The sequence below is a fragment of the Zobellella sp. An-6 genome, from assembly GCF_052487945.1.
The window spans coordinates 2,131,819-2,153,327 of sequence record NZ_CP199259.1 but is presented as its reverse complement, the minus strand read 5'-3'; the positions used below and the strand labels follow the sequence as shown (position 1 = coordinate 2,153,327).

The following is a 21,509-nucleotide window of genomic DNA, read 5'->3' as shown; positions in this document are numbered from 1 at the left end:
CCGGGCCTCTGTTCCACTATTCCCGCTTCCCGCTTCCCGCTTCCCGCTTCCCGCTTCCCGCTTCCCGCTTCCCGCTTCCCGCTTCCCGCTCAGGGCACATCCACCCCGAAGCGGTCCAGCAATTCCACCAGGGCGATCAGCGGCAGGCCGACCAGACTGTTGGGGTCCCGGCCTTCCATCCGTTCGAACAGGCTGATGCCGAGGCCCTCGCACTTGAAGGCACCGGCGCAGTCGAGGGCCGGTTCCCTGTCCAGGTAGCGCTCCACCTGAGCCTCGCTCAGGGGCCGGAACTGCACCGAGAAGGGTTCCACCAGGCTGTGCAGGTCACCGCTGGCGGCATCCAGCACGGCCAGGCCGGTATAGAAGGTCAGCTTGCGGCCGGCCGCCGCCAGCAGCTGTTGCCGGGCCCGCTCCCGGGTGCCGGGTTTGCCCAGGACGAGGCCGTCCCGCACACAGACCTGGTCCGAAGCGATGATGAGTCCTTGCGGGCAGCCGGCCGCCACCGCCCGGGCCTTCTGCTCCGCCAGCCGGCGCACCAGCGCCTCGGCCGGCTCATGGGGGAGAGGGGTCTCGTCGATATCCGGGCTCTGGCAGCGAAAGTCCAGTCCCAGCTTGCCCAGCAATTGCCGGCGGTAAGGGGAGGAGGAAGCGAGGATAAGGTCGGCCATGGGATACCTTGCAGATGTGAATATGAAAGAAGAACCAGGGGCGCATTGTAGTGTGCCGGGGCGAGTCCGTCATGCCCGGAGGGTTATTGACGGCCTGGCTGTTTTTCCCTTTGACTCCCGTGACTTGTCGCTATAATATGCGCGCCTTATGGAAAAGGTAAAGTTGCCCATTAAGGTTGATCCCGTCCGCTGCGCGCTCAAGCGCCTTGATTATCAAGGTGCCTTTGCCGCGGTACTGATGCCCAGACTGGCGGAATCGACCCAAGGTATCCATGGTGATATTGACGTGTCTCTGAGCTTTGGTACAGATGCCCAGGGGTTGCGCGTGATGTCGGGCCAGGCCCGCGCACAGGTGACGCTCCAGTGCCAAAGATGCAATGAGCCGTTTGATACCACTATAGAGTCCGAGTTTACATACACGCCCCTGCGTGAAGATGCAGAGGCGCCGGAGTTGCCGGAAGCCTACGACACTTTCGAAGTGGATGAAGTTGGCGAAATCAACTTGGTTCAGCTCGTGGAGGATGAACTTATCCTCAACCTGCCCCTGGTGCCCGTTCATGAGAATGAACATTGCGCAGAAGGCAAGTACGATATGAGCTTCGGGGATATCCCCACCACCGAAGAGCGTCCGAATCCTTTCGCGATTCTGGAAGAATTGAAACGTAAGTAACTGATTTAGGAGTGAGGTCAAATGGCCGTACAACAGAACCGTAAAACCCGTTCCAGACGTGGTATGCGTCGTTCACACGATGCCCTGAGCACTGCTGCGCTGTCTGTGGATCAAACCACCGGTGAAATCCATCGTCGCCACCACGTGACCGCCGACGGTTTCTATCGTGGTAAAAAGGTAATCGCCAAGTAAGGGTTGCCTTTTGTCGCAGCTGACCGTTGCGTTAGATATGATGGGGGGCGATCATGGCCCCCCTGTCACAGTGCCTGCCGCCGCGCAGGCACTGTCGCTTCTGCCCACCCTCCATCTGGTCCTGTTCGGTCCGGAAGCGGAACTTTCTTCCTGGTTACAGCGCTTCCGACTGGAGTCCCATCCCCGGGTGACCGTGCATTTCTGTTCCCAGCAGGTGGGCAACGAGCACAAGGCGGCCTATGCCCTACGCCATCTGACCGATTCTTCCATGCGCAAGGCGCTCGACGCCCTGGCGTCGGGACAGGCCCGGGCCTGTGTCAGTGCCGGCAATACCGGTGCCCTGATGGCCATGGCGGTCAAGGTGCTCAACACCCTGCCGGGCGTGGACCGGCCGGCGCTGATCACCCGCTTGCCTCAGGCCGGTGGCGGCTACGCCCTGCTGCTGGATGTGGGGGCCAACGTCAGCTGCGATGCCGGCCAACTGGTCCAGTTTGCGCTGATGGGCGAGCAGGCGGCGCGCCACACCCTCGATATCGACCGGCCCCGCATAGCGCTGCTCAACGTGGGAGCCGAGGCCAACAAGGGCAACGAGGTGGTGCGCGAGGCCGCCCAGCGGCTGCAGGGCATCACCGGCCTGCACTACTGCGGCTATGTGGAGGGGGACGACCTCTTCGCCGGCAAGACCGACGTCATCGTCTGCGACGGCTTCGTCGGCAACGTGGCCCTCAAGACCAGCGAGGGGGTGGCCCGGCTGTTGCTGGGGCTGGGGCAGCGGCGTGGCCCCTTATGGAAAATATTGACTTTTTGGTTAAAAAGGCGACTTTCCCATCTGAACCCCGACCAGTATAACGGCGCGAGTCTGATAGGATTACGCGCCAGTGTGGTCAAGAGCCACGGGAGTGCCGGTTCACTCGCCTTCTTGAATGCGATCTTGCAGGCCGTTGCCGAAATCGAACATGACCTGCCCGCAAGCATCGCGCATCGTTTTGACACTGCCCCACAGGACAGTCACGCAAGATAACGCCTATGAACAGTAGAATATTGGGAACTGGCAGCTACCTGCCAGAGGCGGTACGCACCAATGCCGACCTGGAGCAAATGGTAGAGACCAGCGACGACTGGATCGTCGAGCGCACCGGTATCCGGGAGCGCCGCATCGCCGGGGCGGAAGAGAGCATCGCCACCATGTCCTATGGCGCCGCGCTGCGCGCCCTGGAAGCCGCCGGCATCAGTGCCCGGCAACTGGACATGATAGTGCTGGCCACCACCAGTGCCGACAACGCCTTTCCGGCCGCCGCCTGTGAGGTGCAGGCCATGCTGGAGGTGCCCGGCATCCCGGCCTTCGACATCGCCGCCGCCTGTGCCGGCTTCAGCTATGCCCTGAGTGTGGCCGATCAGTTTATCCGCAACGGCCAGGTGCGCCACGTGCTGGTGATCGGCGCCGATGCGCTGTCGCGCATGTGCGCGCCGGACGACCGTTCGACCATCATCCTCTTCGGCGACGGCGCCGGTGCCGTGGTGCTGGGGGCCAGCGAGGAGCCCGGTATCCTCTCCACCCACCTGCACGCCGACGGTGCCTATGGCGAACTGCTGAAACTGCCCCAGCGTCAGCGCGGGGTAAGCGGCAGTGAAATGGACGCCTACATGCACATGAAGGGCAACGAGGTGTTCAAGGTGGCGGTCTCGCGGCTGAGCGACATCGTGGTGCAGACCCTGGAGGCCAATGGCATCGACAAGTCCGAACTGGACTGGCTGGTACCGCATCAGGCCAACTACCGCATCATCAATGCCACCGCCCGCAAGCTGAACATGCCGCTCGAGCGGGTCATCCTGACCCTCGACAAGCACGGCAATACCTCCGCCGCCAGCGTGCCCATCGCCCTCGACGAAGGGGTGCGCGACGGCCGCATCCGGCGCGGTCACCTGGTGCTGCTGGAAGCTTTCGGCGGCGGCTTTGCCTGGGGCTCGGCCCTGGTTCGTTATTAGAGAAGGAAACACCATGACTTTTGCCATTACCTTTCCCGGACAGGGATCCCAGGCGGTGGGCATGCTCGCGGGCGTGCTGGCCGAGCATGATATCGTCAAACAGACCTTCGCCGAGGCCTCCCAGGCCCTGGGTTACGATCTGGCGGAGCTGGTGCTGAACGGCCCGGCGGAAGAGCTGAACAAGACCTGGCGTACCCAGCCGGCACTGCTGACCGCTTCCGTCGCCTTGTGGCGGCTGTGGCAACAACAGGGCGGGGCGGTGCCGGCGGTGATGGCCGGCCACAGCCTGGGCGAATACTCCGCCCTGGTCTGCGCCGGCGTGCTGTCGCTGGCCGACGGCGTCAAGCTGGTGGAGCTGCGCGGCCAACTGATGCAGGATGCCGTGCCCGAAGGCACCGGCGCCATGTCCGCCATCATCGGGCTGGACAACGACACCATCATCGCCAACTGTGCCAAGGCGGAGCAGGGCGAGGTGGTATCGGCGGTCAACTTCAACTCCCCGGGGCAGGTGGTGATCGCCGGCCACAAGGCGGCAGTGGAGCGGGCCAATGCGCTGATGAAGGAAAGCGGTGCCAAGCGCGCCCTGCCGCTACCGGTGAGCGTGCCTTCCCACTGCGCCCTGATGCGTCCGGCGGCCGAAAAGCTGGCCGAGACCCTGGCCGAGATGAATTTCAATGCGCCGGCCGTGCCCGTGATCAACAACGTCGACGTCAGGGCCGAGACCGATCCCGTCGCCATCAAGGATGCGTTGGTGCGCCAGCTGTACAGCCCGGTGCGCTGGACCGAGACGGTGGCGGCCATGGCAGAGCAGGGCGTGACCCTGGCGCTGGAAGTGGGCCCGGGCAAGGTGCTGACCGGCCTGGCCAAGCGTATCGACAAGCGGGTCGAGGGCCTGGCGGTGAACGACGACGCCGGCCTGGAGCAGGCGCTGGCCGCCGTCAAGGGTTAATGAGGTACGGAGACGGGCTTTCCCGGCTCCTGCAAGCGACGTAATGCGATAAGGGATGGTGGAGAGGAACCAGGCCGACCGTTGGCGCCATGGATGGCGCCGTCGAGCCCCAGGGATGGGTCTACGGCGAGTCGGCGTGTTTTTCGCCACCATCCTCCCCACGGTTTAAAGGAGTCATTATGAGTTTTTCCGGTAAAGTGGTGCTGGTCACCGGGGCCAGCCGGGGTATCGGCCGGGCGACCGCCGAACTGTTCGCCGAACGGGGGGCCACCGTGATCGGCACCGCCACCAGCGACAAGGGCGCCGAGGCGATCAGCGCCTACCTGGGTGAAAAAGGTACCGGCCTGGTGCTGAACGTCACCGATGCGGAGTCCATGAACCAACTGCTGGACACCATCAAGCAGCGTTACGGCGACATCGACATTCTGGTCAACAATGCCGGCATCACCCGCGACAACCTGATGATGCGGATGAAGGATGAGGAGTGGCAGGACATCCTGGACACCAACCTGACCTCGGTATTCCGTCTGTCCAAGGCGGTATTGCGCGCCATGATGAAAAAACGCTTCGGCCGCATCATCACCATCGGCTCCGTCGTGGGCACCATGGGCAACGCCGGTCAGGCCAACTATGCCGCCGCCAAGGCCGGACTCATCGGCTTCAGCAAGTCTCTGGGCCGGGAAGTGGCCTCCCGCGGTATCACCGTAAATGTGGTAGCTCCCGGATTTATTGAAACTGACATGACGCGCGCATTGAATGACGAGCAACGAGCCGCTATCTTGTCACAGGTTCCGGCACAACGTCTGGGCGACCCGAAAGAAATTGCCTCCGCTGTTGCCTTTTTAGCGTCGGAAGACGCCGGCTACATCACCGGCGAAACGCTGCACGTTAACGGCGGCATGTACATGGTATGATGAAAATCCCGGCAGTTAGTGTCTATTTGACGGAATTTGCTGCATTTTTAGCATAAATTCTGGTTAGACCAGCCTCAAATAGGCTTGCAAACTACGGTCAATTTAATACACTACCGCAACGACACGCACTTGCGTATTTCTAAAGGAAAATACTGGTCATGAGCAACATCGAAGAACGCGTAAAGAAAATCATTGTTGAGCAACTGGGCGTTAAGGAAGAAGAAGTCAAACCCGAAGCCTCTTTCGTTGATGATCTGGGCGCGGATTCCCTGGACACCGTTGAACTGGTAATGGCTCTGGAAGAAGAGTTCGACACCGAGATTCCTGACGAAGAAGCGGAAAAGATCACTACCGTTCAAGCCGCGATTGATTACATCAACGCCAATCAGGAATAACAAACCTGTACCGGAGTGGCAGCCGCCGCTTCGGTTCTTTTCCCCGTTTTAACCCCATTCGGAGACGCTCCTGTGTCCAAACGCAGAGTCGTGGTGACTGGCCTCGGTATGCTCTCTCCTGTCGGTAACTCGGTCGATGCCAGCTGGCAGGCCCTGTTGGCAGGTCAAAGCGGCATCACCAACATTGAGCACTTTGATACTACCGATTACAGCACCAAATTCGCAGGCCTGGTCAAGGACTTCGATCCCGAAGCGCACGGCATCGCCAAGAAAGAAGCCCGCAAGATGGACTTGTTCATCCAGTACGGGGTGGCGGCCGGTTTGCAGGCAATGACCGACTCCGGTCTTGAAATTACCGACGCCAATGCGGATCGCGTTGGCGTCTCTGTCGGTTCCGGCATCGGTGGCTTGGGCCTTATCGAGCAGAACCACAGCAACCTGATCGCCAGCGGTCCCCGGAAGCTGAGTCCTTTCTTCGTGCCGTCCACCATCATCAATATGGTGTCCGGTCACCTGTCGATCATGAAAGGGCTGCGCGGTCCCAATATCGCGGCCACCACCGCCTGTACCACGGGCACCCACAGCATCGGCCTGGCGGCGCGCATGATCGCCTACGGCGATGCGGACGCCATGCTGGCCGGCGGCACCGAGAAAGCCTCCACCCCCATGGGCATGGGTGGCTTCGCCGCTGCCCGCGCCCTGTCCACCCGCAACGATGAACCCCATAAGGCCAGCCGCCCCTGGGACAAGGAGCGGGACGGTTTCGTGCTGGGCGACGGCGCCGGTGTGATGATGCTCGAAGAGTACGAGCACGCCAAGGCACGCGGTGCCAAGATCTACGCCGAGCTGGTCGGTTTCGGCATGAGCGGTGACGCCCACCACATGACGGCGCCGCCCGATGACGGTAGCGGTGCCGCCAGCGCCATGGCCAATGCCATTCGCGATGCCGGCATCGCCCCCGAGGCCATCGGCTATATCAATGCCCACGGCACCTCCACCCCCCTGGGAGACGTGGCCGAGCTGAAAGCGGTGAAGAAGGTGTTCGGCGACCACGCCTACAAGGTGATGGTCAGCTCCACCAAGTCCATGACCGGCCACCTGCTGGGCGCCGCCGGAGCCATCGAGGCCATCATTACCGTTTTGGCCCTTAAGGAGCAGATGGTGCCGCCTACCATCAACCTGGACAATCCGGACGATGAATGCGATCTGGATCTGGTGGCCCACACCGCCAAGTCCGGCCAGTTCGAGTATGCGCTGTCCAACTCCTTCGGTTTTGGCGGAACCAATGGCTCATTGATTTTCAAGCGCTTATAATGGCCTCTTGGCCAACGTCAGCCCGGCCTCCGTGCCGGGCTTTTTTATTTGGGTACCATGCAGAAGATCATCACCACCGGCGCGCCGTTGCCGGCACTGGCCCGGGGCTGGCAACTGGGTGACGGGCATTTCACCACTCTCCATGCGCAGGCCGGCAGGCTGCGTCACTGGTCTTATCACCAGGCACGGTTGCGGGAAGCCTGCCGCCGTCTGCTGATGGTCGAACCGGACTGGTCCTGGCTGAAGGCGCAGGCCGAGTCCGCTCTGGATGGGACAGATCAGGTGTTGCGCATCAGCCTGCTGCGGGGCCCCGGTGCCCGGGGCTATGGCATCGACGGCTGCGGCGAACCGACCCTGGTGCTGAACAGCTCTCCCTTTCCCGTTCATTACTACGACTGGCGAGAGCGGGGGCTGGTCATCGGCCTGTGCGACGGACGCCTGGGTGCCAGTCCCCTGCTGGCGGGGCTCAAGACCCTGAACCGGCTGGAGCAGGTGTTGCTCAAGGCTGAGCTCGAGCGGCGGGGCTGGGCGGAAGGGGTGGTGCTCGACGGCGAGGGCCGGGTGCGGGAGGGGGTGAGCGCCAACCTGTTCTGGCGGCGCGGGACGCAGATTTTCACACCGGATTTGTCGAACGGCGGCGTTTGCGGTACCGTGCGCGCCTGGTGCCGGGATTACCTGGGAGCGCGGCTGACGCTGGCCGACGAGGAGCCGGCCTCCCTGCTGGCAGCCGACGAAATCTGGCTGAGCAACGCCCTGATGGGGGTGGTGCCGGTCATCGCCCTCGGGGAACATTGGACGACCTCTTCTTTTTCTACGGTAAGAGAATTACAGCGAGCCTATGAACAAACTGATTAAATGGCTGGGACGGCTGATGCTGGTACTGACCCTGGTGCTGGCAGGCGTCGGTATCTACGGCTTCAGCCAGTGGCAGAAGCTGGAGCAGATGGTGATCGCCGAGTCTTCCGAGCCCCTGTTCGTGGTGGCCCGGGGGGAAACCACCTTCCATCTCATCAACCGCCTGAGCCCGGAGCCGGTGTCCGAGCTGCATCGCCGCCTGTGGCTGCGTTTCCACCCCGAACTGACGGCGGTGCGGCAGGGTACCTACAAACTGGAGCCCGGCACCCGGCTGCGCGACGCCCTGATGAAGTTTGTCGACGGGGACATCTATCACCTGCGGATCACCCTGGTGGAAGGGTTGCGCCTGGCCGATTGGCAGAAGCGGTTGGCGGAGGCGGAATATCTGGACGTGGAGTCGGACGGCCTGTCCGAGGCCGAGCTGGCGGCCCGGCTGGGCGTGGAGCAGGGACGGCTGGAAGGTCTCTTCCTGCCGGAAACCTACAGCTACACCCCGGGTGATACGGATGTGTCCATTCTGCTGCGGGCCCGCCAGGAAATGCAGCGTTTCCTGGATGAGGCCTGGGCGGCGCGGATGAAAGGGCTGCCCCTCAACAGCCCTTACGAGGCGCTGATCCTGGCCTCCATCATCGAAAAGGAAACCGGCATCGCCGAGGAGCGGCCGCTGATCGCCTCGGTGTTCGTCAACCGGCTGCGCAGCGGCATGCGGCTGCAGACCGATCCCACCGTTATCTACGGCATGGGCGACAGCTTCAACGGCAATATCCGCAAGCGGGATCTGCAGACGCACACGCCCTACAACACCTACATGATAGACGGCCTGCCGCCCACGCCCATCGCCATGCCGAGCAAGGAGGCCATCATCGCCGCCCTGCAGCCGGTGGAGAGCAACTATTACTATTTCGTGGCCATGGGCGAGGGCCGGCACTATTTTTCCAGGACCCTGCGCGAGCACAACAGTGCCGTGCGTCGCTACATTCTGAAAAGGTAAGAGCATGAGCCGCTTTATTGTGATCGAAGGATTGGAAGGGGCCGGCAAGAGCACGGTCCAGCGGCATGTGGTGGCCTGGCTGGAGGCCCGGGGCTGTACCGTGATCAGCACCCGAGAACCGGGCGGCACGCCCTTGGCGGAGAAGATGCGCGCCCTGGTGAAGGAGGTGCACGAAGAGCCCCTGACCATGGAGGCCGAGTTGCTGCTGATGTACGCGGCCCGGGTGCAGCTGGTGAAAAACCGTATCCAGCCGGCCCTGGCGGCCGGTACCTGGGTGGTGGGGGACCGGCATGATCTCTCGTCCCAAGCCTATCAGGGGGGAGGGCGTGGCATAGCGCCCCGTCTGATCCGCCAGATCAAGGAGGCGGTGCTGGGTGACTTTGCCCCGGACCTGACCTTTTATCTGGACATCGACCCGGCCCTGGGCCTGAGCCGTGCCCGAGCCCGGGGCGAGCTGGACCGTATTGAGCGGGAGCAACTCGGCTTTTTCGAGCGCACCCGGGCACGTTACCTGGAGCTGGTGCGGGAAGACGCACGTTGCGAGCTGATCGATGCCAGCCATTCCCCGGATAAGGTCAAGGCCGAGGTGCTGGCCTGTTTGGAGCGGCGCTTGTGTACCCTTGGCTGAGCGCCTCTCTGCTGCAACTGCAGGCGCGGGTGAGGGAGGGGCACCTGGGCCATGCCCTGCTGTTGAAAGGAATGGCCGGCCTGGGCAAGGGGCTGCTTGCCGGCGAGTTGTCGCGCATAATATTATGCCAACATACTAATGTGGCCCCCTGCGGTCACTGCCATGCCTGCCGGCTCCATGCTGCCGGCAACCATCCGGATCTCCATATGCTCACCGGCGAGGAGCGCAGCATAGGTATCGATGCGATCCGTGGGCTGGGGCGGGTACTGGGCGAGAGTGCCCGTCTGGGCCATGGCAAGGTGGCGATCATCATGCAGGCGGAGAAAATGACCGAAGCGGCCGCCAATGCACTGCTGAAAACCCTGGAAGAGCCGGCGGGAGAGGCCACCCTGGTGCTGACTTCTTCCCGGTCGGAACGGTTGCTGCCGACCATCCGCAGCCGTTGCCAGCAGTGGTTGCTGCCGCAGCCTTCACCCACCATGGTGCTGGCATGGCTCGCCGGGGAAGGCCTGGCCGCCAACCAAACGGTACTCAACCTGAACCAGGGCTCGCCCTTGCATACCCGCGACTACCTGGCCCGGGGCGCGGATCGGCAGCGACAACAGGTGCTCGAGCAGTTCGCCGCCCTGGCGCAGCAGCCGGGGCCGGCGCTGTCGGGCTTGCAGTCATCCCTGCTGGAGCAGCCGGAGCAGTTGCACTGGCTGCACCTGCTGTTGCAGGATGCCCTGCAGCTGGCCCTGGGACTGCAGGCGCCGCTGCGTCTGGCCGACGTCGAGCCGCTGAGCCGGCGTCTGGGACGACTCGGTCCGGTGCGACTCGAGTCCACCCTGGCCGGTCTGGTCGAACTGCGACGGATCCTGCAACCCGCCAGCGGTCGTCCGCTCAACGCCGGCCTGCAGCTCGGCCTGTGGCTGGCTCTCTGGGCCCGACCGGCCACCGGCCCCCATCATGACACTATTCATTCAGGAGACGGTTTTGCTGGTTGATTCACACTGCCATCTGGACAAACTCGACTACGGCAACAAGCATGCGAACATGGCCGAGGTCATCGACAAGGCCGCCCGACGCGGCGTTGATCACATGCTGTGCATCGGTGTGGGCCTGTCCTCCTTTCCCGCCATGCTCGACGCCATCGCCCCCTTTCCCCAGGTGTTCGCCTCCTGCGGCGTACACCCCCTGCACCAGCAGGACGAACAGAACGATCCGGCCCTGTTGCGCCGGCTGGCCGCCCATCCATCGGTGGTGGCCATCGGCGAGACCGGTCTCGACTACTTCTATGCCCCCGAGACCGCCGCGCTCCAGCGCCGGGCCTTCGAGCAGCACGTCGACGTGGCGGTGGCGCTGGACAAACCGTTGGTGATCCACACCCGCAGTGCCCAGGACGACACCCTGGCGGTACTGCGCGGCGGTGGGGCCGAACGGGTCGGCGGTGTACTGCACTGCTTTACCGAGTCGCTGGAAATGGCCGAAGCGGCCATGGAGCTCGGTTTCTACATTTCCATTTCGGGTATCGTCACCTTCCGCAGTGCCGATACCCTGCGCGAAGTGGTGAAGGCACTGCCCCTGGAGCGGCTGCTGGTGGAGACCGACTCCCCCTGGCTGGCTCCGGTGCCGTTCAGGGGGGAGGAGAATGAGCCTGCCTATACCCGTACCGTGGCGGAATACATCGCCAAGCTGAAAGGCGTTTCCCTGGAGCGGGTGGCGCAACAGACCACCGCCAACTTCTTCGAGCTGTTCAAGCTGGCCAGGGCGGCCGTTTAAAACCGCGAAGCTGAAGGGGAGCAAGGAGCTTTCCCTGCTCCCCTTTACACCGGCGGTGCGTCAAGGGAGCCAGGGGGCGGTTGCCGGCAAAGCGGCCTTCTCCGTCACGCTTCACGTGGCGTTAGTCCAAAGCCATTTCCATCCCCCTCGGCCTCCACTATAGTAGCGATGTCTCGTTTGTGTCTTTCATTGGAGGTCGTCTTTGCTTGCCTGGCATCTCTGGCTGATGGCCGCCTTGCTACTGCTGCTAGCAGAATTACTGGGTACCGGTTTCTTCGCCTTCGCCATGGGGCTGGCGGCTCTGGTGGCCATGGTCGCCGCGCTGCTGGGCGCCGGCAGCGCGGTTCAGTGGTTCAGCTTCGCCCTGGCCGCCGCCGTGCTGGCCCCGCTGCTGAAGCGCCTGTTCCGCCGGCTGTCTCCCTCCCGGCGAACCAGCGCCCTGGCCGGCGAGGGCCGTAGGCAGCAGGGAGAGCTGGTGCAGTTGGCTTCGGGGGAGTTTCGTCTAAAACTGGAAGGCGACCTCTTCCTGGTGCGGAGTGATTCCGGCGCCGAGCTGGTGGCCGGGCAACGGGTTGTGGTGCGTCGTTTTGACGGCATTACCGCCGTGATTGATTAACAGAAGAGGAAGAGTCCATGGATGTCATGTTATTGATAACAATTATATTTTCCTTATTGATCCTGGTGCTGTTGATCAAGGGGCTGATGATAGTGCAACAATCCGAAGCAGTGGTGATAGAGCGGCTCGGCAGCTACCAAAAGACCCTGGCTCCCGGTATCAACTGGATCATTCCCTTCGTAGACAAGCCGCGTTCCATCAAGGTGCGCCGCTACCAGGCCATAGCAGGAGAAAATGTCGCCGTGGTGCAGGAAGAGACCCGCATCGACCGGCGTGAAACCGTGCTCGATTTTCCGGCCCAGTCGGTGATCACCGCCGACAACGTCAGTGTCACCGTCAACGGCGCCCTCTACTTCCAGGTGATCGATCCGGAGCGGGCGGTGTACCAGACCGAGAACCTGATCCAGGCCATCGAGATCCTGGCCAAAACCTCCTTGCGCTCCGAGGTAGGGAGAATGGAGCTGGACAAATTGTTCGAGTCCCGCCAGGAGATCAACGACAAGCTGCAACTCGTGATGGACGAAGCGGGCAACAAATGGGGCGTCAAGGTGACCCGGGTCGAGATCCAGGACATCAATATCCCGGTGGAGGTGGAAGATGCCATGCGCAAACAGATGGCCGCCGAGCGGGAACGCCGCGCCCTGGTGCTGCAGGCCAGCGGGGAGCGGGAAGCCGCCATCGCTCGGGCCGAAGGCGAAAAGCGCTCCAATATCCTGGTAGCAGAAGGGGAGCGGGAAGCCGCCATCCTGATGGCCGACGGCCAACGCCAGGCCATCGACAAGGTACTGTCCGCCGGTAACGAGAAGCTGGATCCGCAGCTGGTGGTGGGTTACCTGCTGGGACTGGAATACCTGAAAACACTGCCGGAGATCGGCAAGCAGGGCGATCGGGTGTTTCTGCCCTACGAGGCCAGCAGTGTGCTCGGTGCCGTAGGCAGCATCGAGGCCTTGCTGAAGGGCACAGCGAAATAGCGGCGGGACATCGGGAAGCCATCGGCTTCCCTTATTTTTTACACGCACAAACTCAACATAATATTGCCAGGGGCGCAGCGTCGGTGTCCTGCTCCGGTGGGTGAACTCGGGCAAAAAAAGCCAGGTACAAAATCCGTGTACCTGGCTTAGGGGAATGGCTCATATGCTGAGCCGTGCGCTAGTGAGAAGGCACCAAAAGGTGCGCTTCAACCTAAACTATTGGTCAGAATCCCGGAGGCTGCCAGCAGAAGGGGGAAAAAGTTCACTAAGGCCCGATAATCTATCGTTTTCCGCCGATGGCGATGGGCGCGTCCGAGCGAGGGGCTTGCAACCGGAGCGATATCGAATTACTGTATTTATATACAGATAAGGAGTTGATTATGGCCGTGACCATACAGTATTTGGTAGTGAGAAACGGAATCGAGAAAATGACGTTCACCAACAAGAAAGAAGCGGACGCTTATGATCGCCTGCTCGACCTGGCCGAGCACCTGGACGCGCTGCTGGCCTCGGCGCCGGTAGCCCTGGGCGAGGATGACCGCGAGGCGCTGGCCCTCTATCTGGCCCAGCACCAAGAGCAGCTTGCCGGACCCAAGAAAAAAACCGCCAGGAAGACGGACAAGGCCGCCGATATCAAAGTCGTCGCCTGAGCCCTCAATAGTAAAGGGTACGGTAGAGTCCGGGCTGCTCCAGCAGTTCGTGATGGGTGCCGGACTGGCTGATCTTGCCGTCTTCAAATACCAGCACCCTGTCCGCCTGGCGTACCGAGCTCAGTCGGTGCGCCACTATCAGGGTGGTTCTGCCACTCAGAAAATTCGCCAGCGCCTGATGCAGTTTCTGCTCGGTTTCCGTATCCAGCGCCGAGGTCGCCTCGTCCAGGATGACGATGGCGGGGTTTTTCAGCACCATGCGGGCAATGGCCAGGCGCTGTTGCTGGCCGCCCGACAGCCGTACCCCGCGCCGGCCGAGCTCCGTGTCCAGACCCTGCGCCATGGCGGCCACTACCTCATCCAGCTGGGCAACCCTGAGCGCCTGCCAAAGGTCGATATCGGCGTGCTTATCCCCCAGGCTGAGGTTGGCCCTGACCGTATCGTTGAACAGTACCGGTTGCTGCAGCACCGTGGCCACGTGTTCACGGATGGTGGCGAAGCCGATGTCCTTGCAGTTGACGCCACCGAAACGGATTTCGCCGGCATCGGCGGGGTAAAGACCCAAGAGCAACTGGATAAAGGTGGACTTGCCGCCGCCACTGGCTCCCACCAGGGCCACCTTTTCCCCGGCCCGGATCTGCAGGCTCACATCATCCAGCACCTTGCGCTCACCGTTGTAGGAAAAACTCAGTCCCCGGACCTCTATCGGCAGGGTGGTCACACCCGCAAAGGGGTTGAGGCTGCCCGCAGGATCCGGTTCGCCCCCCAGGGACAGCAGACGGTTGATACGCTTCAGGGCCGCGCTGGCGGCGTAGAAGGAATACTGCATGTTGAGCAGATCCTGCACCGGTCCCATCATGAACCAGAGGTAGCTGAACACCGCGAAAATCTGGCCCACGGTCAGGTCGGTGTAAAGCACCATGATCATGCCCACCGCCCGGAACAGCTCAACCCCGGAGAGGAACAGCAGGAAACTGGCCCGGCCGGCGGCCTCGCTCTTCCAGGCGTAGTCGATGGCGGTGTCGCGCACCGCACGTGCCCGGTCGATCACCCGCAGCAGGTAGTGCCGCTCCCGGTTGGCGGCGCGGATCTCGTGGATGCCGTCCAGGGTTTCCACCAAGGCCTGCTGGAACAGTTCGAAGGCACTGTTTTCGTTACGCTTCAGGTGTTTGACCTTGGCACCCAGGCGGCTGGAGAAATACACCACCACCGGATTGAGCAGCAGGATGAAGAGCCCGAGCTGCCAGTTGATCAACAGCAGCACCACCGCCGTGCCGACCACGCTCAGCAGGCTGATCAGCAGCCTGCTCAGGGTTTCTCCAAGAAATTTGTCGAGGGTTTCTACGTCCGTGACATAGTGGGAGCTGACGCTGCCGGCACCGATGGATTCGAAAGCGCGCAGGGGGGTTTTCATCAGCTGCCGCGCCAGGCGCTGGCGGATCTGAAAGGTCAGGTGCTTGGCCACCCGGGCGAACTGCCGCCCCTGGATGATATTGAAAGCCAGCGACAGGGTGCGCAGCGACAGGGTGGCCACCAGTATCGCCAGTATGTAGCCGACGCCGCCTTGCCAGGCGACAGGCAATATCCGGTCCAGCCAGCTCAGCAGGGTACCCGGGCTGTCGAGCAGCACCTCGTCGACCAGCAGCGGCATCAGCAGCGGCACCGGCACCGCCAGCAGGGTGCCGACCAGGGCGAAGAGGTGGGCATAGAGCAACAGGGTACGATGGCGTTGCATCATGCGGATAATGTCCGGCCACTGCAAAACCGGGGAGCTGAGACTTTTTTTATCCATCAATCACCATCATCGGGTTTTCATTTGGAGAAAGGGCAGGTAAGTTAGGCGAAAATAAACGGCGCTTTCTCTTTTATGTCTGAAAAATCTGCATTTTATCAAAGCCTCACCGCTCAGGCACTGGCTCTGTGCGAAGGCGAACCCAACCGCATCGCCAAGCTCGCCAACCTGACCGCCCTGCTCAACCTGGCTCTGGACGAGATCAACTGGGTCGGGTTTTACCTGCGCGAACAGGATACCCTGGTGCTGGGGCCCTTTCAGGGCAAGCCGGCCTGTGTCCGTATTCCGGTCGGCAAGGGGGTATGCGGTACCGCCGTGGCCAGCGGTCAGATCCAGCGCGTAGCCAATGTACATGAATTTGCCGGCCATATCGCCTGTGACGGCGCCAGCAATTCAGAGATCGTGCTGCCCCTGGGGCAAGGCGAGGCCATCTGGGGGGTACTGGATATCGACAGCCCCCGCTTGGGCCGTTTTGATGAAGACGACGAAATCGGCCTGCGGCAACTGGTGACCACGGTCTTGCCGCAGCTGTAACGGCGGGGTCGCTTTTGTCCGCGTGCCCTTTATAATGAGCATGTTTCAACGGGCGGTACGCCCTCAGGTCTTAACCCAAGGTATTTCATGGAAAACTCGGAAAAGCTAAAAAACAGTAAAGAAGTCATCGCCTACCTGGCGGAACGCTTCCCCCAGTGCTTCGTCGCGGCCGGCGAGGCCAAACCGCTGAAGATCGGTATTTTTCAGGACCTGGCGGAACGCCTGGCGGAAGACCCCAAGGTATCCAAGACGCTGCTGCGTACCGCTTTGCGCCAGTACACATCCAGCTGGCGTTACCTGCATGGCCTCAAGGCCGGCATGAGTCGGATCGATCTGGACGGAAACCCTTGCGGTGAACTGACTCAAGAGCACATCGACCACGCCAAAGGTGCCCTCAAGGAAAGCAAGGAAAAGGTGTTCGGCGCCCGCAAGGACAAGCCGGCTGCCCGGAAGCCGCGTCCAAAGGCCCGTAAGATCGATCCCGCGAACTTGTCCGTGGAACAGAGTGTCAAAGTATTGCTGGGCAAGTCTCCGGTTCCCGCTACCATTAAGGAAGTGACCCGGGACGATGTCCAGGTGGAGCTCAAGACCGGGATGTCGGTACGCGTCAAGTTTGAACATCTTATCCTCTAAGGAGTAGGGTTTGACCAGTCACGGAATTCGTTTGTCCCTGGTGGCCGCCGGTATTCTGGCTGCGGGCATGGCTTGGGCCGTGCCGCCGGCCATCGATGCCTCGGCCATCCCCGTTTTGGCACCGGAAGGTCAACATGCGGCCGCCAGCAAGCGGATTACCGCCCTGTTCACCCGCTCTCATTACCAGCAGTTCCAGCTGGATGACGCCTTCTCGGAAGAAATCTTCAACCGTTACGTCGAAAGCCTGGATTTCGGCAAGAACATCTTCACCCGGGACGACATCGCCCGCTTCGGCCGTCACCGGCACAGCTTCGACGATCTGCTGAAGGCCGGTCGGCTCGAAACTGCCTTCGAGATGTACAACGAGAGCCTGCAGCGGCGGTACGAGCGCCTGGTCTACGCCCTGTCACTGCTCGATACCCCCATGAGCTTCGATGGCAACGAAGAGTACCAGTTCGACCGCAGCAAGGCGGACTGGCCTCGCGACAGCAGTGAGCTCGACGAACTCTGGCGGCAGCGGGTCAAGTTCGATGCCCTGAGCCTGGCCCTGGCCGAGAAGGACTGGGACGAGATCAAAGACACCCTGACCAAACGTTACAACAATGCCATCAAGCGTCTGTCCCAGAGCGAGAGCGAGGACGCTTTCCAGAGCTTCGCCAACGCCTTTGCTCGGGCCATAGAGCCCCATACCAGCTATCTGAGCCCGCGCAATGCCGAGCGCTTCGAAACCGAGATGAATCTCTCTCTCGAAGGCATCGGCGCCGTGCTGCAGGCCGAAGACGATTACACCGTGATCCGCTCCCTGGTGCCCGGAGGGCCGGCGGCCAAATCCAATGAACTGCAACCCGAAGACCGCATCATCGGGGTGGGGCAGAGCATTGAGCAGATCGTGGACGTGATCGGCTGGCGGCTGGACGAAGTGGTGGACCTGATCAAGGGGCCCAAGGGCACCAAGGTCTGGCTGCAGATCCAGCGTGGCCAGGCCGTGGCCGCCACGCCCCGCGTGGTTGAACTCACCCGCGACACCGTGCGCCTGGAAGACAGGGCCGCCAGCGGCAAGGTCATCGAGGTGGACGGCGACAGCATCGGCGTGGTCGAAATCCCGAGTTTCTACGTCAACCTGAGCGTGGACGTGACCAAGGAGATCGACAAGCTCAAGCAGCAAGGGATCAGTGGCCTGGTGATCGACCTGCGCGCCAACGGCGGCGGCGCCCTGACCGAGGCCTCGGCGCTCACCGGCCTCTTTATCGACAGCGGTCCCGTGGTGCAGATCCGCGATGGCCTGGGCCGGATTTCGGTCAACAGCGATGAGGACAACCAGCGGGTCTATGATGGCCCCATGGCAGTGCTGGTAGACAGATACTCGGCCTCGGCCTCGGAGATCTTCGCCGCCGCCATGAAGGACTACGGCCGGGCCATCATCCTGGGTGAGAATACTTTCGGTAAGGGCACGGTGCAGCAACATCGCAGCCTGGCGCGGATCTACGATCTCTATGAAAACCCCATGGGCTTCGTGCAGTTCACCATCGCCAAGTTCTACCGTATCAACGGCGGCAGTACCCAGAATAAAGGCGTGAAGCCGGACATCCCGTTTCCGACCGCCATCGAGGCGGAGGAAACCGGCGAGAGCATGGAAAAGAATGCGCTGCCCTGGGATCAGATCTCCAGCCTCGAGTTCGGCCGCCTTCAGGACCTGACGCCCTTGCTCGGCAAGTTGCGCCAGTGGCATCAGGCTCGCATCGAGCAGGATCCGGAGTTCGCCTATATCTTCGAGGACATCAGGGAATATCAGCGGCTCAAGGACAAGGATGCCGTCTCCCTCAACCTGGCCGAGCGCAAGGCGGAGCTGGATGAGCAGGACGCCCGCTCCCTGGCCCGGCTGAACGACCGCCTGCGCCGTGCCGGCCGGGATCCGGTCGACACCCTCGATCAGGCGCCCGGCGACTTCGAGCCCGACGACAGCTACCTGGAAGAAGCGGCGCGCATCACCGCCGATCTGGCCAAGCTGCTGGGCTGACCCTTCGCCCGGTTCCGGCCCTGCCGGCTCCGGGCTTTCTTATTAAAGCCCGTCAGATGACTTTAACGAGATCTCCGCCATGACCCAAACCAAACCTCAAGTTCAATATCGCGAAGATTATCAGCCGCCCCACTACTGGATAGAGACCCTGGATCTGGATATCCAGCTGCACGACAGCGCCACCGAGGTGGTGGCCATCAGCCGCATCCGGCGCAACGGCGAACACAGTGAAGATCTGGTGCTGGACGGCGAGCAGCTCGAGCTGCTGCAGGTAGCCGTGAACGGCGTGGAGACCCGGCAGTATCAACAAACCGAGAACGCCCTGATCCTGTCCCAGTTACCCCCGGAATTCGTGCTCACCATCAAGACCCGCATCGATCCGGCGGCCAACACCGCCCTGGAAGGGCTCTACAAATCGGGCTCGGCCTTTTGTACCCAGTGCGAGGCGCAAGGCTTCAGGCGCATCACCTATTACCTCGACCGGCCGGACGTGCTGGCCCGGTTCAGCACCCGCATCACCGCCGACGCCGACCTCTATCCCTACCTGCTGTCCAATGGCAACCGGGTGGGGCAGGGCAGGCTCGACGACGGCCGTCACTGGGTGCAGTGGCAGGATCCCTTCCCCAAGCCGGCCTACCTGTTTGCCCTGGTGGCGGGGGATTTCGACGTGCTGCACGACCACTTCACCACCCACAGCGGACGTGAAGTGGCACTGGAGATCTATGTCGACAAGGGCAACCTGCACCGGGCGGGGCACGCGATGGACAGTCTCAAGGCCGCCATGGCGTGGGACGAGCAGCGCTGCCATCTGGAATACGATCTCGACATCTACATGATAGTGGCGGTGGATTTCTTCAACATGGGGGCGATGGAAAACAAGGGCCTCAACGTCTTCAACGCCAAGTTCGTGCTGGCCGACGCCAGCACCGCCACCGACAACGATTACCTGGATATCGAACGGGTGATCGGGCACGAGTACTTCCACAACTGGACCGGCAACAGGGTCACCTGCCGCGACTGGTTCCAGCTGTCGCTGAAGGAAGGCCTGACGGTGTTTCGGGATCAGGAATTCTCCTCCGATCTGGGCTCGCGTACCGTCAACCGTATCCGCAACGTACGCATCATCCGCGGCCCCCAGTTCGCCGAAGACGCCGGCCCCATGGCCCACCCGATCCGTCCGGATGCGGTGATCGAGATGAACAACTTCTATACCCTTACCGTGTACGAAAAGGGCTCGGAAGTGATCCGCATGCTGCACACCCTGCTGGGAGAACAGGCCTTCCAGCGGGGCCTGGCCCTCTACCTGCAGCGGCACGACGGCCAGGCCGCCACCTGCGATGACTTCGTGGCGGCCATGAGCGAAGCCAGCGGCCGAGATCTGAACCGGTTCAAACGCTGGTACGGCCAGTCCGGCACCCCGGTATTGACGGTGACCGACCACTACGATGCCGAGGCCGGCCACTATCACCTGACCGTGCGCCAGCATACCCCGCCGACCCTGGACCAGAAGGAGAAGCTGCCGCTGCATATCCCGCTCAGCCTGGCGCTCTATACCGAACAGGGCGAGCCCGTGCCGCTGATGAGCGGTGGCCGCTCCGTCGGCCCGGTGCTGGATGTGCTGGAATCGGAAGCACACTTCCTGTTCGAACAGCTGCCTTCCCGGCCGACCCCGGCCCTGTTGCAGGGCTTTTCCGCGCCGGTGAAACTGCACTACGACTACGGCGACGAACAGCTGGCCCTGCTCGCCAAATGCTGCCTCGACGAGTTCGTGCGCTGGGATGCGGTGCAGATGCTGGTCAACAAGACGGTGCTGGACCACGTGGCGCAGTTGCAACGCAACCAACAACCGGCACTGCCCCGGGTGCTGGTCGAGGTGTTCCGCGCCACCCTGGACGATGTCACCCTGGACCGGGCGCTGCAGGCGGAGATGCTGACCCTGCCGGATCTGGGCAGTCTGCTGGAGCTGTTCGAGCGAGTCGACATCGATCTGTTGGCCCGGGTGCACGACAACCTGCAACGGGGGCTGGCCGAGGCGCTGCAACCCCTGTGGCAACAGGCCTACGAGGACAACCTGACGCCCCAATACCGTATCGAGCACCAGGACATGGCCCGCCGGGCCCTGAAAAACGTGGCCCTGGGCTACCTGGCCTTGGCCGGGGAGGCGGGCCGGGTAGAGCGGCAATATGCCGCCGCCGACAATATGACCGACACCCTGGCGGCGATGAAGGCGGCGGTGCGTGCCGGCCTGGCCGAACGCGAGGCGATGCTGGCCGACTTCGAGGCCAAATGGCGTCACGACGGCCTGGTGCTGGACAACTGGTTCCGCTTGCAGGCGACGGCGCCGGCGAGCGAGACTCTGGCCCGGGTACGGGAGCTGATGCGGCATCCCACCTTCAGCCTGGGCAACCCGAACCGGGTCAGGGCGCTTATCGGCGCCTTCAGCGGCGGCAATCCGGTCCAGTTCCATCGTCCCGACGGCGCCGGCTACGATCTGCTGGTGGAGGTGCTGGAGCAGCTCAACCACAGCAATCCCCAGGTGGCGTCGAGACTGATCACTCCCCTTATCCAGTTCGCCCGTCTGGATGAAGGACGCCAGCACCTGATCAGGAAGCGGCTTGAACGGCTGATGGCCCTGCCGGAGCTGTCCCGGGATTTGTTCGAAAAGATCAGCAAGGCCCTGGTCTGATGCAGAGGCTGCGCTTTCGCCTGGCCATTTCCAAGGCGCAGCTGCTGCGTTATTACCAGGGGCGGGCCGCCGCCCTGTCGGTGAATACCGAGCAGGGGCTGCGGCTGCAGTTGGCCCTGCATCATTTCCGCGGCTTTGTCGGCCACGACGGTCTGAACGGCTATTTCGAAATCGAGCTGGACGGGCAGAATAAACTGCAGCGGTTGAGCCGGTTACCATAATCACGCGCGTCATTGCATAGAAAAAGCTCGAATAACGGGCTTTTTCTCTTATTTAATCGGCAATTA

General features: G+C 62.3%; 23 protein-coding genes. 21 read left to right on the top strand and 2 right to left on the bottom strand.

Annotation, left to right across the window (positions count from 1 at the left end; all coding sequences use genetic code 11):
* Nucleotides 1–89: 89 nt before the first annotated feature.
* Nucleotides 90–668: a Maf family protein gene (locus ACT7DK_RS10055; RefSeq protein ID WP_445398723.1), complete on the bottom strand. Its 579-nt coding sequence runs from the start codon at nt 666–668 to the stop codon at nt 90–92.
* A 148-nt stretch (nt 669–816) separates the two neighbouring features.
* Between ACT7DK_RS10055 and yceD the strand changes: the two genes are divergently transcribed.
* The 16 genes from yceD (at nt 817) to ACT7DK_RS09975 (ending at nt 13,560) form a co-directional block, all read left to right on the top strand.
* On the top strand, nt 817–1,338 hold the full coding sequence (gene yceD / locus ACT7DK_RS10050) for a 23S rRNA accumulation protein YceD (RefSeq protein ID WP_445398721.1): 522 nt from the start codon (nt 817–819) through the stop codon (nt 1,336–1,338).
* Between the two features lie 21 nt (nt 1,339–1,359).
* Complete coding sequence (rpmF, locus tag ACT7DK_RS10045) at nt 1,360–1,530, top strand: 50S ribosomal protein L32 (protein ID WP_094040976.1); 171 nt, start codon at nt 1,360–1,362, stop codon at nt 1,528–1,530.
* A gap of 10 nt (nt 1,531–1,540) precedes the next feature.
* The gene (gene plsX, locus ACT7DK_RS10040) at nt 1,541–2,551 is read left to right on the top strand and encodes a phosphate acyltransferase PlsX (protein ID WP_445398719.1); all 1,011 of its coding nucleotides are present in this window, start codon (nt 1,541–1,543) and stop codon (nt 2,549–2,551) included.
* A gap of 5 nt (nt 2,552–2,556) precedes the next feature.
* A complete protein-coding gene (locus tag ACT7DK_RS10035) occupies nt 2,557–3,516 on the top strand; it encodes a beta-ketoacyl-ACP synthase III (protein ID WP_445398717.1) in 960 nt (319 codons plus the stop codon).
* 13 nt (nt 3,517–3,529) lie between these two features.
* Nucleotides 3,530–4,465: an ACP S-malonyltransferase gene (fabD, locus tag ACT7DK_RS10030; protein ID WP_445398715.1), complete on the top strand. Its 936-nt coding sequence runs from the start codon at nt 3,530–3,532 to the stop codon at nt 4,463–4,465.
* A gap of 179 nt (nt 4,466–4,644) precedes the next feature.
* On the top strand, nt 4,645–5,379 hold the full coding sequence (gene fabG, locus ACT7DK_RS10025; RefSeq protein ID WP_445398713.1) for a 3-oxoacyl-ACP reductase FabG: 735 nt from the start codon (nt 4,645–4,647) through the stop codon (nt 5,377–5,379).
* Nucleotides 5,380–5,537: 158 nt separating this feature from the next.
* Nucleotides 5,538–5,774, top strand: a complete 237-nt coding sequence (acpP, locus tag ACT7DK_RS10020) for an acyl carrier protein (protein WP_094040981.1) — start codon at nt 5,538–5,540, stop codon at nt 5,772–5,774.
* 72 nt (nt 5,775–5,846) lie between these two features.
* On the top strand, nt 5,847–7,088 hold the full coding sequence (fabF, locus tag ACT7DK_RS10015; protein WP_445398710.1) for a beta-ketoacyl-ACP synthase II: 1,242 nt from the start codon (nt 5,847–5,849) through the stop codon (nt 7,086–7,088).
* 57 nt (nt 7,089–7,145) lie between these two features.
* Nucleotides 7,146–7,943, top strand: coding sequence for an aminodeoxychorismate lyase (gene pabC, locus ACT7DK_RS10010; protein ID WP_445398708.1), 798 nt, complete (start codon nt 7,146–7,148; stop codon nt 7,941–7,943).
* Complete coding sequence (gene mltG / locus ACT7DK_RS10005; RefSeq protein WP_445398706.1) at nt 7,927–8,934, top strand: endolytic transglycosylase MltG; 1,008 nt, start codon at nt 7,927–7,929, stop codon at nt 8,932–8,934. The genes pabC and mltG overlap by 17 nt, the downstream gene beginning before the upstream one ends.
* A 4-nt stretch (nt 8,935–8,938) precedes the next feature.
* Nucleotides 8,939–9,562, top strand: a complete 624-nt coding sequence (gene tmk / locus ACT7DK_RS10000; RefSeq protein WP_445398704.1) for a dTMP kinase — start codon at nt 8,939–8,941, stop codon at nt 9,560–9,562.
* On the top strand, nt 9,547–10,548 hold the full coding sequence (gene holB, locus ACT7DK_RS09995) for a DNA polymerase III subunit delta' (RefSeq protein ID WP_445398702.1): 1,002 nt from the start codon (nt 9,547–9,549) through the stop codon (nt 10,546–10,548). Before tmk ends, holB begins: the two co-directional genes overlap by 16 nt.
* Nucleotides 10,511–11,323 (top strand): TatD family hydrolase, encoded by an 813-nt coding sequence (locus ACT7DK_RS09990; RefSeq protein WP_445398700.1) that lies wholly within the window; start codon nt 10,511–10,513, stop codon nt 11,321–11,323. The genes holB and ACT7DK_RS09990 overlap by 38 nt, the downstream gene beginning before the upstream one ends.
* Nucleotides 11,324–11,525: 202 nt before the next feature.
* Nucleotides 11,526–11,939 carry an NfeD family protein gene (locus ACT7DK_RS09985; RefSeq protein ID WP_445398698.1) on the top strand — a complete coding sequence of 138 codons (414 nt, stop codon included), beginning with the start codon at nt 11,526–11,528 and terminating at the stop codon, nt 11,937–11,939.
* A gap of 26 nt (nt 11,940–11,965) precedes the next feature.
* Entirely contained in the window at nt 11,966–12,910 is a 945-nt protein-coding gene (locus tag ACT7DK_RS09980) for an SPFH domain-containing protein (RefSeq protein ID WP_445398696.1), read from the top strand.
* 380 nt (nt 12,911–13,290) lie between these two features.
* Complete coding sequence (locus tag ACT7DK_RS09975) at nt 13,291–13,560, top strand: YebG family protein (protein ID WP_445398694.1); 270 nt, start codon at nt 13,291–13,293, stop codon at nt 13,558–13,560.
* A 4-nt stretch (nt 13,561–13,564) separates the two neighbouring features.
* Here ACT7DK_RS09975 and ACT7DK_RS09970 read toward each other — a convergent pair whose 3' ends face one another.
* Nucleotides 13,565–15,352: an ABC transporter ATP-binding protein gene (locus ACT7DK_RS09970; RefSeq protein ID WP_445398692.1), complete on the bottom strand. Its 1,788-nt coding sequence runs from the start codon at nt 15,350–15,352 to the stop codon at nt 13,565–13,567.
* 75 nt (nt 15,353–15,427) lie between these two features.
* Here ACT7DK_RS09970 and ACT7DK_RS09965 point away from each other — a divergent pair, with 75 nt between their 5' ends.
* The 5 genes from ACT7DK_RS09965 to ACT7DK_RS09945 all read left to right on the top strand — a co-directional run bounded on the left by ACT7DK_RS09965 (nt 15,428) and on the right by ACT7DK_RS09945 (nt 21,443).
* Nucleotides 15,428–15,886, top strand: coding sequence for a GAF domain-containing protein (locus tag ACT7DK_RS09965; RefSeq protein ID WP_445398690.1), 459 nt, complete (start codon nt 15,428–15,430; stop codon nt 15,884–15,886).
* Nucleotides 15,887–15,973: 87 nt separating this feature from the next.
* Nucleotides 15,974–16,519 carry an RNA chaperone ProQ gene (proQ, locus tag ACT7DK_RS09960; RefSeq protein ID WP_445398688.1) on the top strand — a complete coding sequence of 182 codons (546 nt, stop codon included), beginning with the start codon at nt 15,974–15,976 and terminating at the stop codon, nt 16,517–16,519.
* A 10-nt stretch (nt 16,520–16,529) separates the two neighbouring features.
* Entirely contained in the window at nt 16,530–18,536 is a 2,007-nt protein-coding gene (gene prc / locus ACT7DK_RS09955; protein WP_445398686.1) for a carboxy terminal-processing peptidase, read from the top strand.
* Between the two features lie 79 nt (nt 18,537–18,615).
* A complete protein-coding gene (gene pepN / locus ACT7DK_RS09950; RefSeq protein ID WP_445398685.1) occupies nt 18,616–21,222 on the top strand; it encodes an aminopeptidase N in 2,607 nt (868 codons plus the stop codon).
* Nucleotides 21,222–21,443 (top strand): DUF2835 family protein, encoded by a 222-nt coding sequence (locus ACT7DK_RS09945; protein ID WP_445398683.1) that lies wholly within the window; start codon nt 21,222–21,224, stop codon nt 21,441–21,443. The genes pepN and ACT7DK_RS09945 overlap by 1 nt, the downstream gene beginning before the upstream one ends.
* Nucleotides 21,444–21,509: the final 66 nt, after the last annotated feature.

Bases quoted from the DNA above. Each gene is read 5' to 3' on its own strand.
- ACT7DK_RS09965 (WP_445398690.1), top strand. From the start codon at position 15,428: ATGTCTGAAAAATCTGCATTTTATCAAAGCCTCACCGCTCAGGCACTG.
- fabD (WP_445398715.1), top strand. From the start codon at position 3,530: ATGACTTTTGCCATTACCTTTCCCGGACAGGGATCCCAGGCGGTGGGC.
- yceD (WP_445398721.1), top strand. From the start codon at position 817: ATGGAAAAGGTAAAGTTGCCCATTAAGGTTGATCCCGTCCGCTGCGCG.
- mltG (WP_445398706.1), top strand. From the start codon at position 7,927: ATGAACAAACTGATTAAATGGCTGGGACGGCTGATGCTGGTACTGACC.
- ACT7DK_RS09975 (WP_445398694.1), top strand. From the start codon at position 13,291: ATGGCCGTGACCATACAGTATTTGGTAGTGAGAAACGGAATCGAGAAA.
- fabG (WP_445398713.1), top strand. From the start codon at position 4,645: ATGAGTTTTTCCGGTAAAGTGGTGCTGGTCACCGGGGCCAGCCGGGGT.
- ACT7DK_RS09945 (WP_445398683.1), top strand. From the start codon at position 21,222: ATGCAGAGGCTGCGCTTTCGCCTGGCCATTTCCAAGGCGCAGCTGCTG.
- ACT7DK_RS10035 (WP_445398717.1), top strand. From the start codon at position 2,557: ATGAACAGTAGAATATTGGGAACTGGCAGCTACCTGCCAGAGGCGGTA.
- ACT7DK_RS10055 (WP_445398723.1), bottom strand. From the start codon at position 668: ATGGCCGACCTTATCCTCGCTTCCTCCTCCCCTTACCGCCGGCAATTG.
- rpmF (WP_094040976.1), top strand. From the start codon at position 1,360: ATGGCCGTACAACAGAACCGTAAAACCCGTTCCAGACGTGGTATGCGT.
- ACT7DK_RS09980 (WP_445398696.1), top strand. From the start codon at position 11,966: ATGTTATTGATAACAATTATATTTTCCTTATTGATCCTGGTGCTGTTG.
- acpP (WP_094040981.1), top strand. From the start codon at position 5,538: ATGAGCAACATCGAAGAACGCGTAAAGAAAATCATTGTTGAGCAACTG.
- ACT7DK_RS09990 (WP_445398700.1), top strand. From the start codon at position 10,511: ATGACACTATTCATTCAGGAGACGGTTTTGCTGGTTGATTCACACTGC.
- proQ (WP_445398688.1), top strand. From the start codon at position 15,974: ATGGAAAACTCGGAAAAGCTAAAAAACAGTAAAGAAGTCATCGCCTAC.
- pepN (WP_445398685.1), top strand. From the start codon at position 18,616: ATGACCCAAACCAAACCTCAAGTTCAATATCGCGAAGATTATCAGCCG.
- ACT7DK_RS09970 (WP_445398692.1), bottom strand. From the start codon at position 15,352: ATGGATAAAAAAAGTCTCAGCTCCCCGGTTTTGCAGTGGCCGGACATT.
- tmk (WP_445398704.1), top strand. From the start codon at position 8,939: ATGAGCCGCTTTATTGTGATCGAAGGATTGGAAGGGGCCGGCAAGAGC.
- pabC (WP_445398708.1), top strand. From the start codon at position 7,146: ATGCAGAAGATCATCACCACCGGCGCGCCGTTGCCGGCACTGGCCCGG.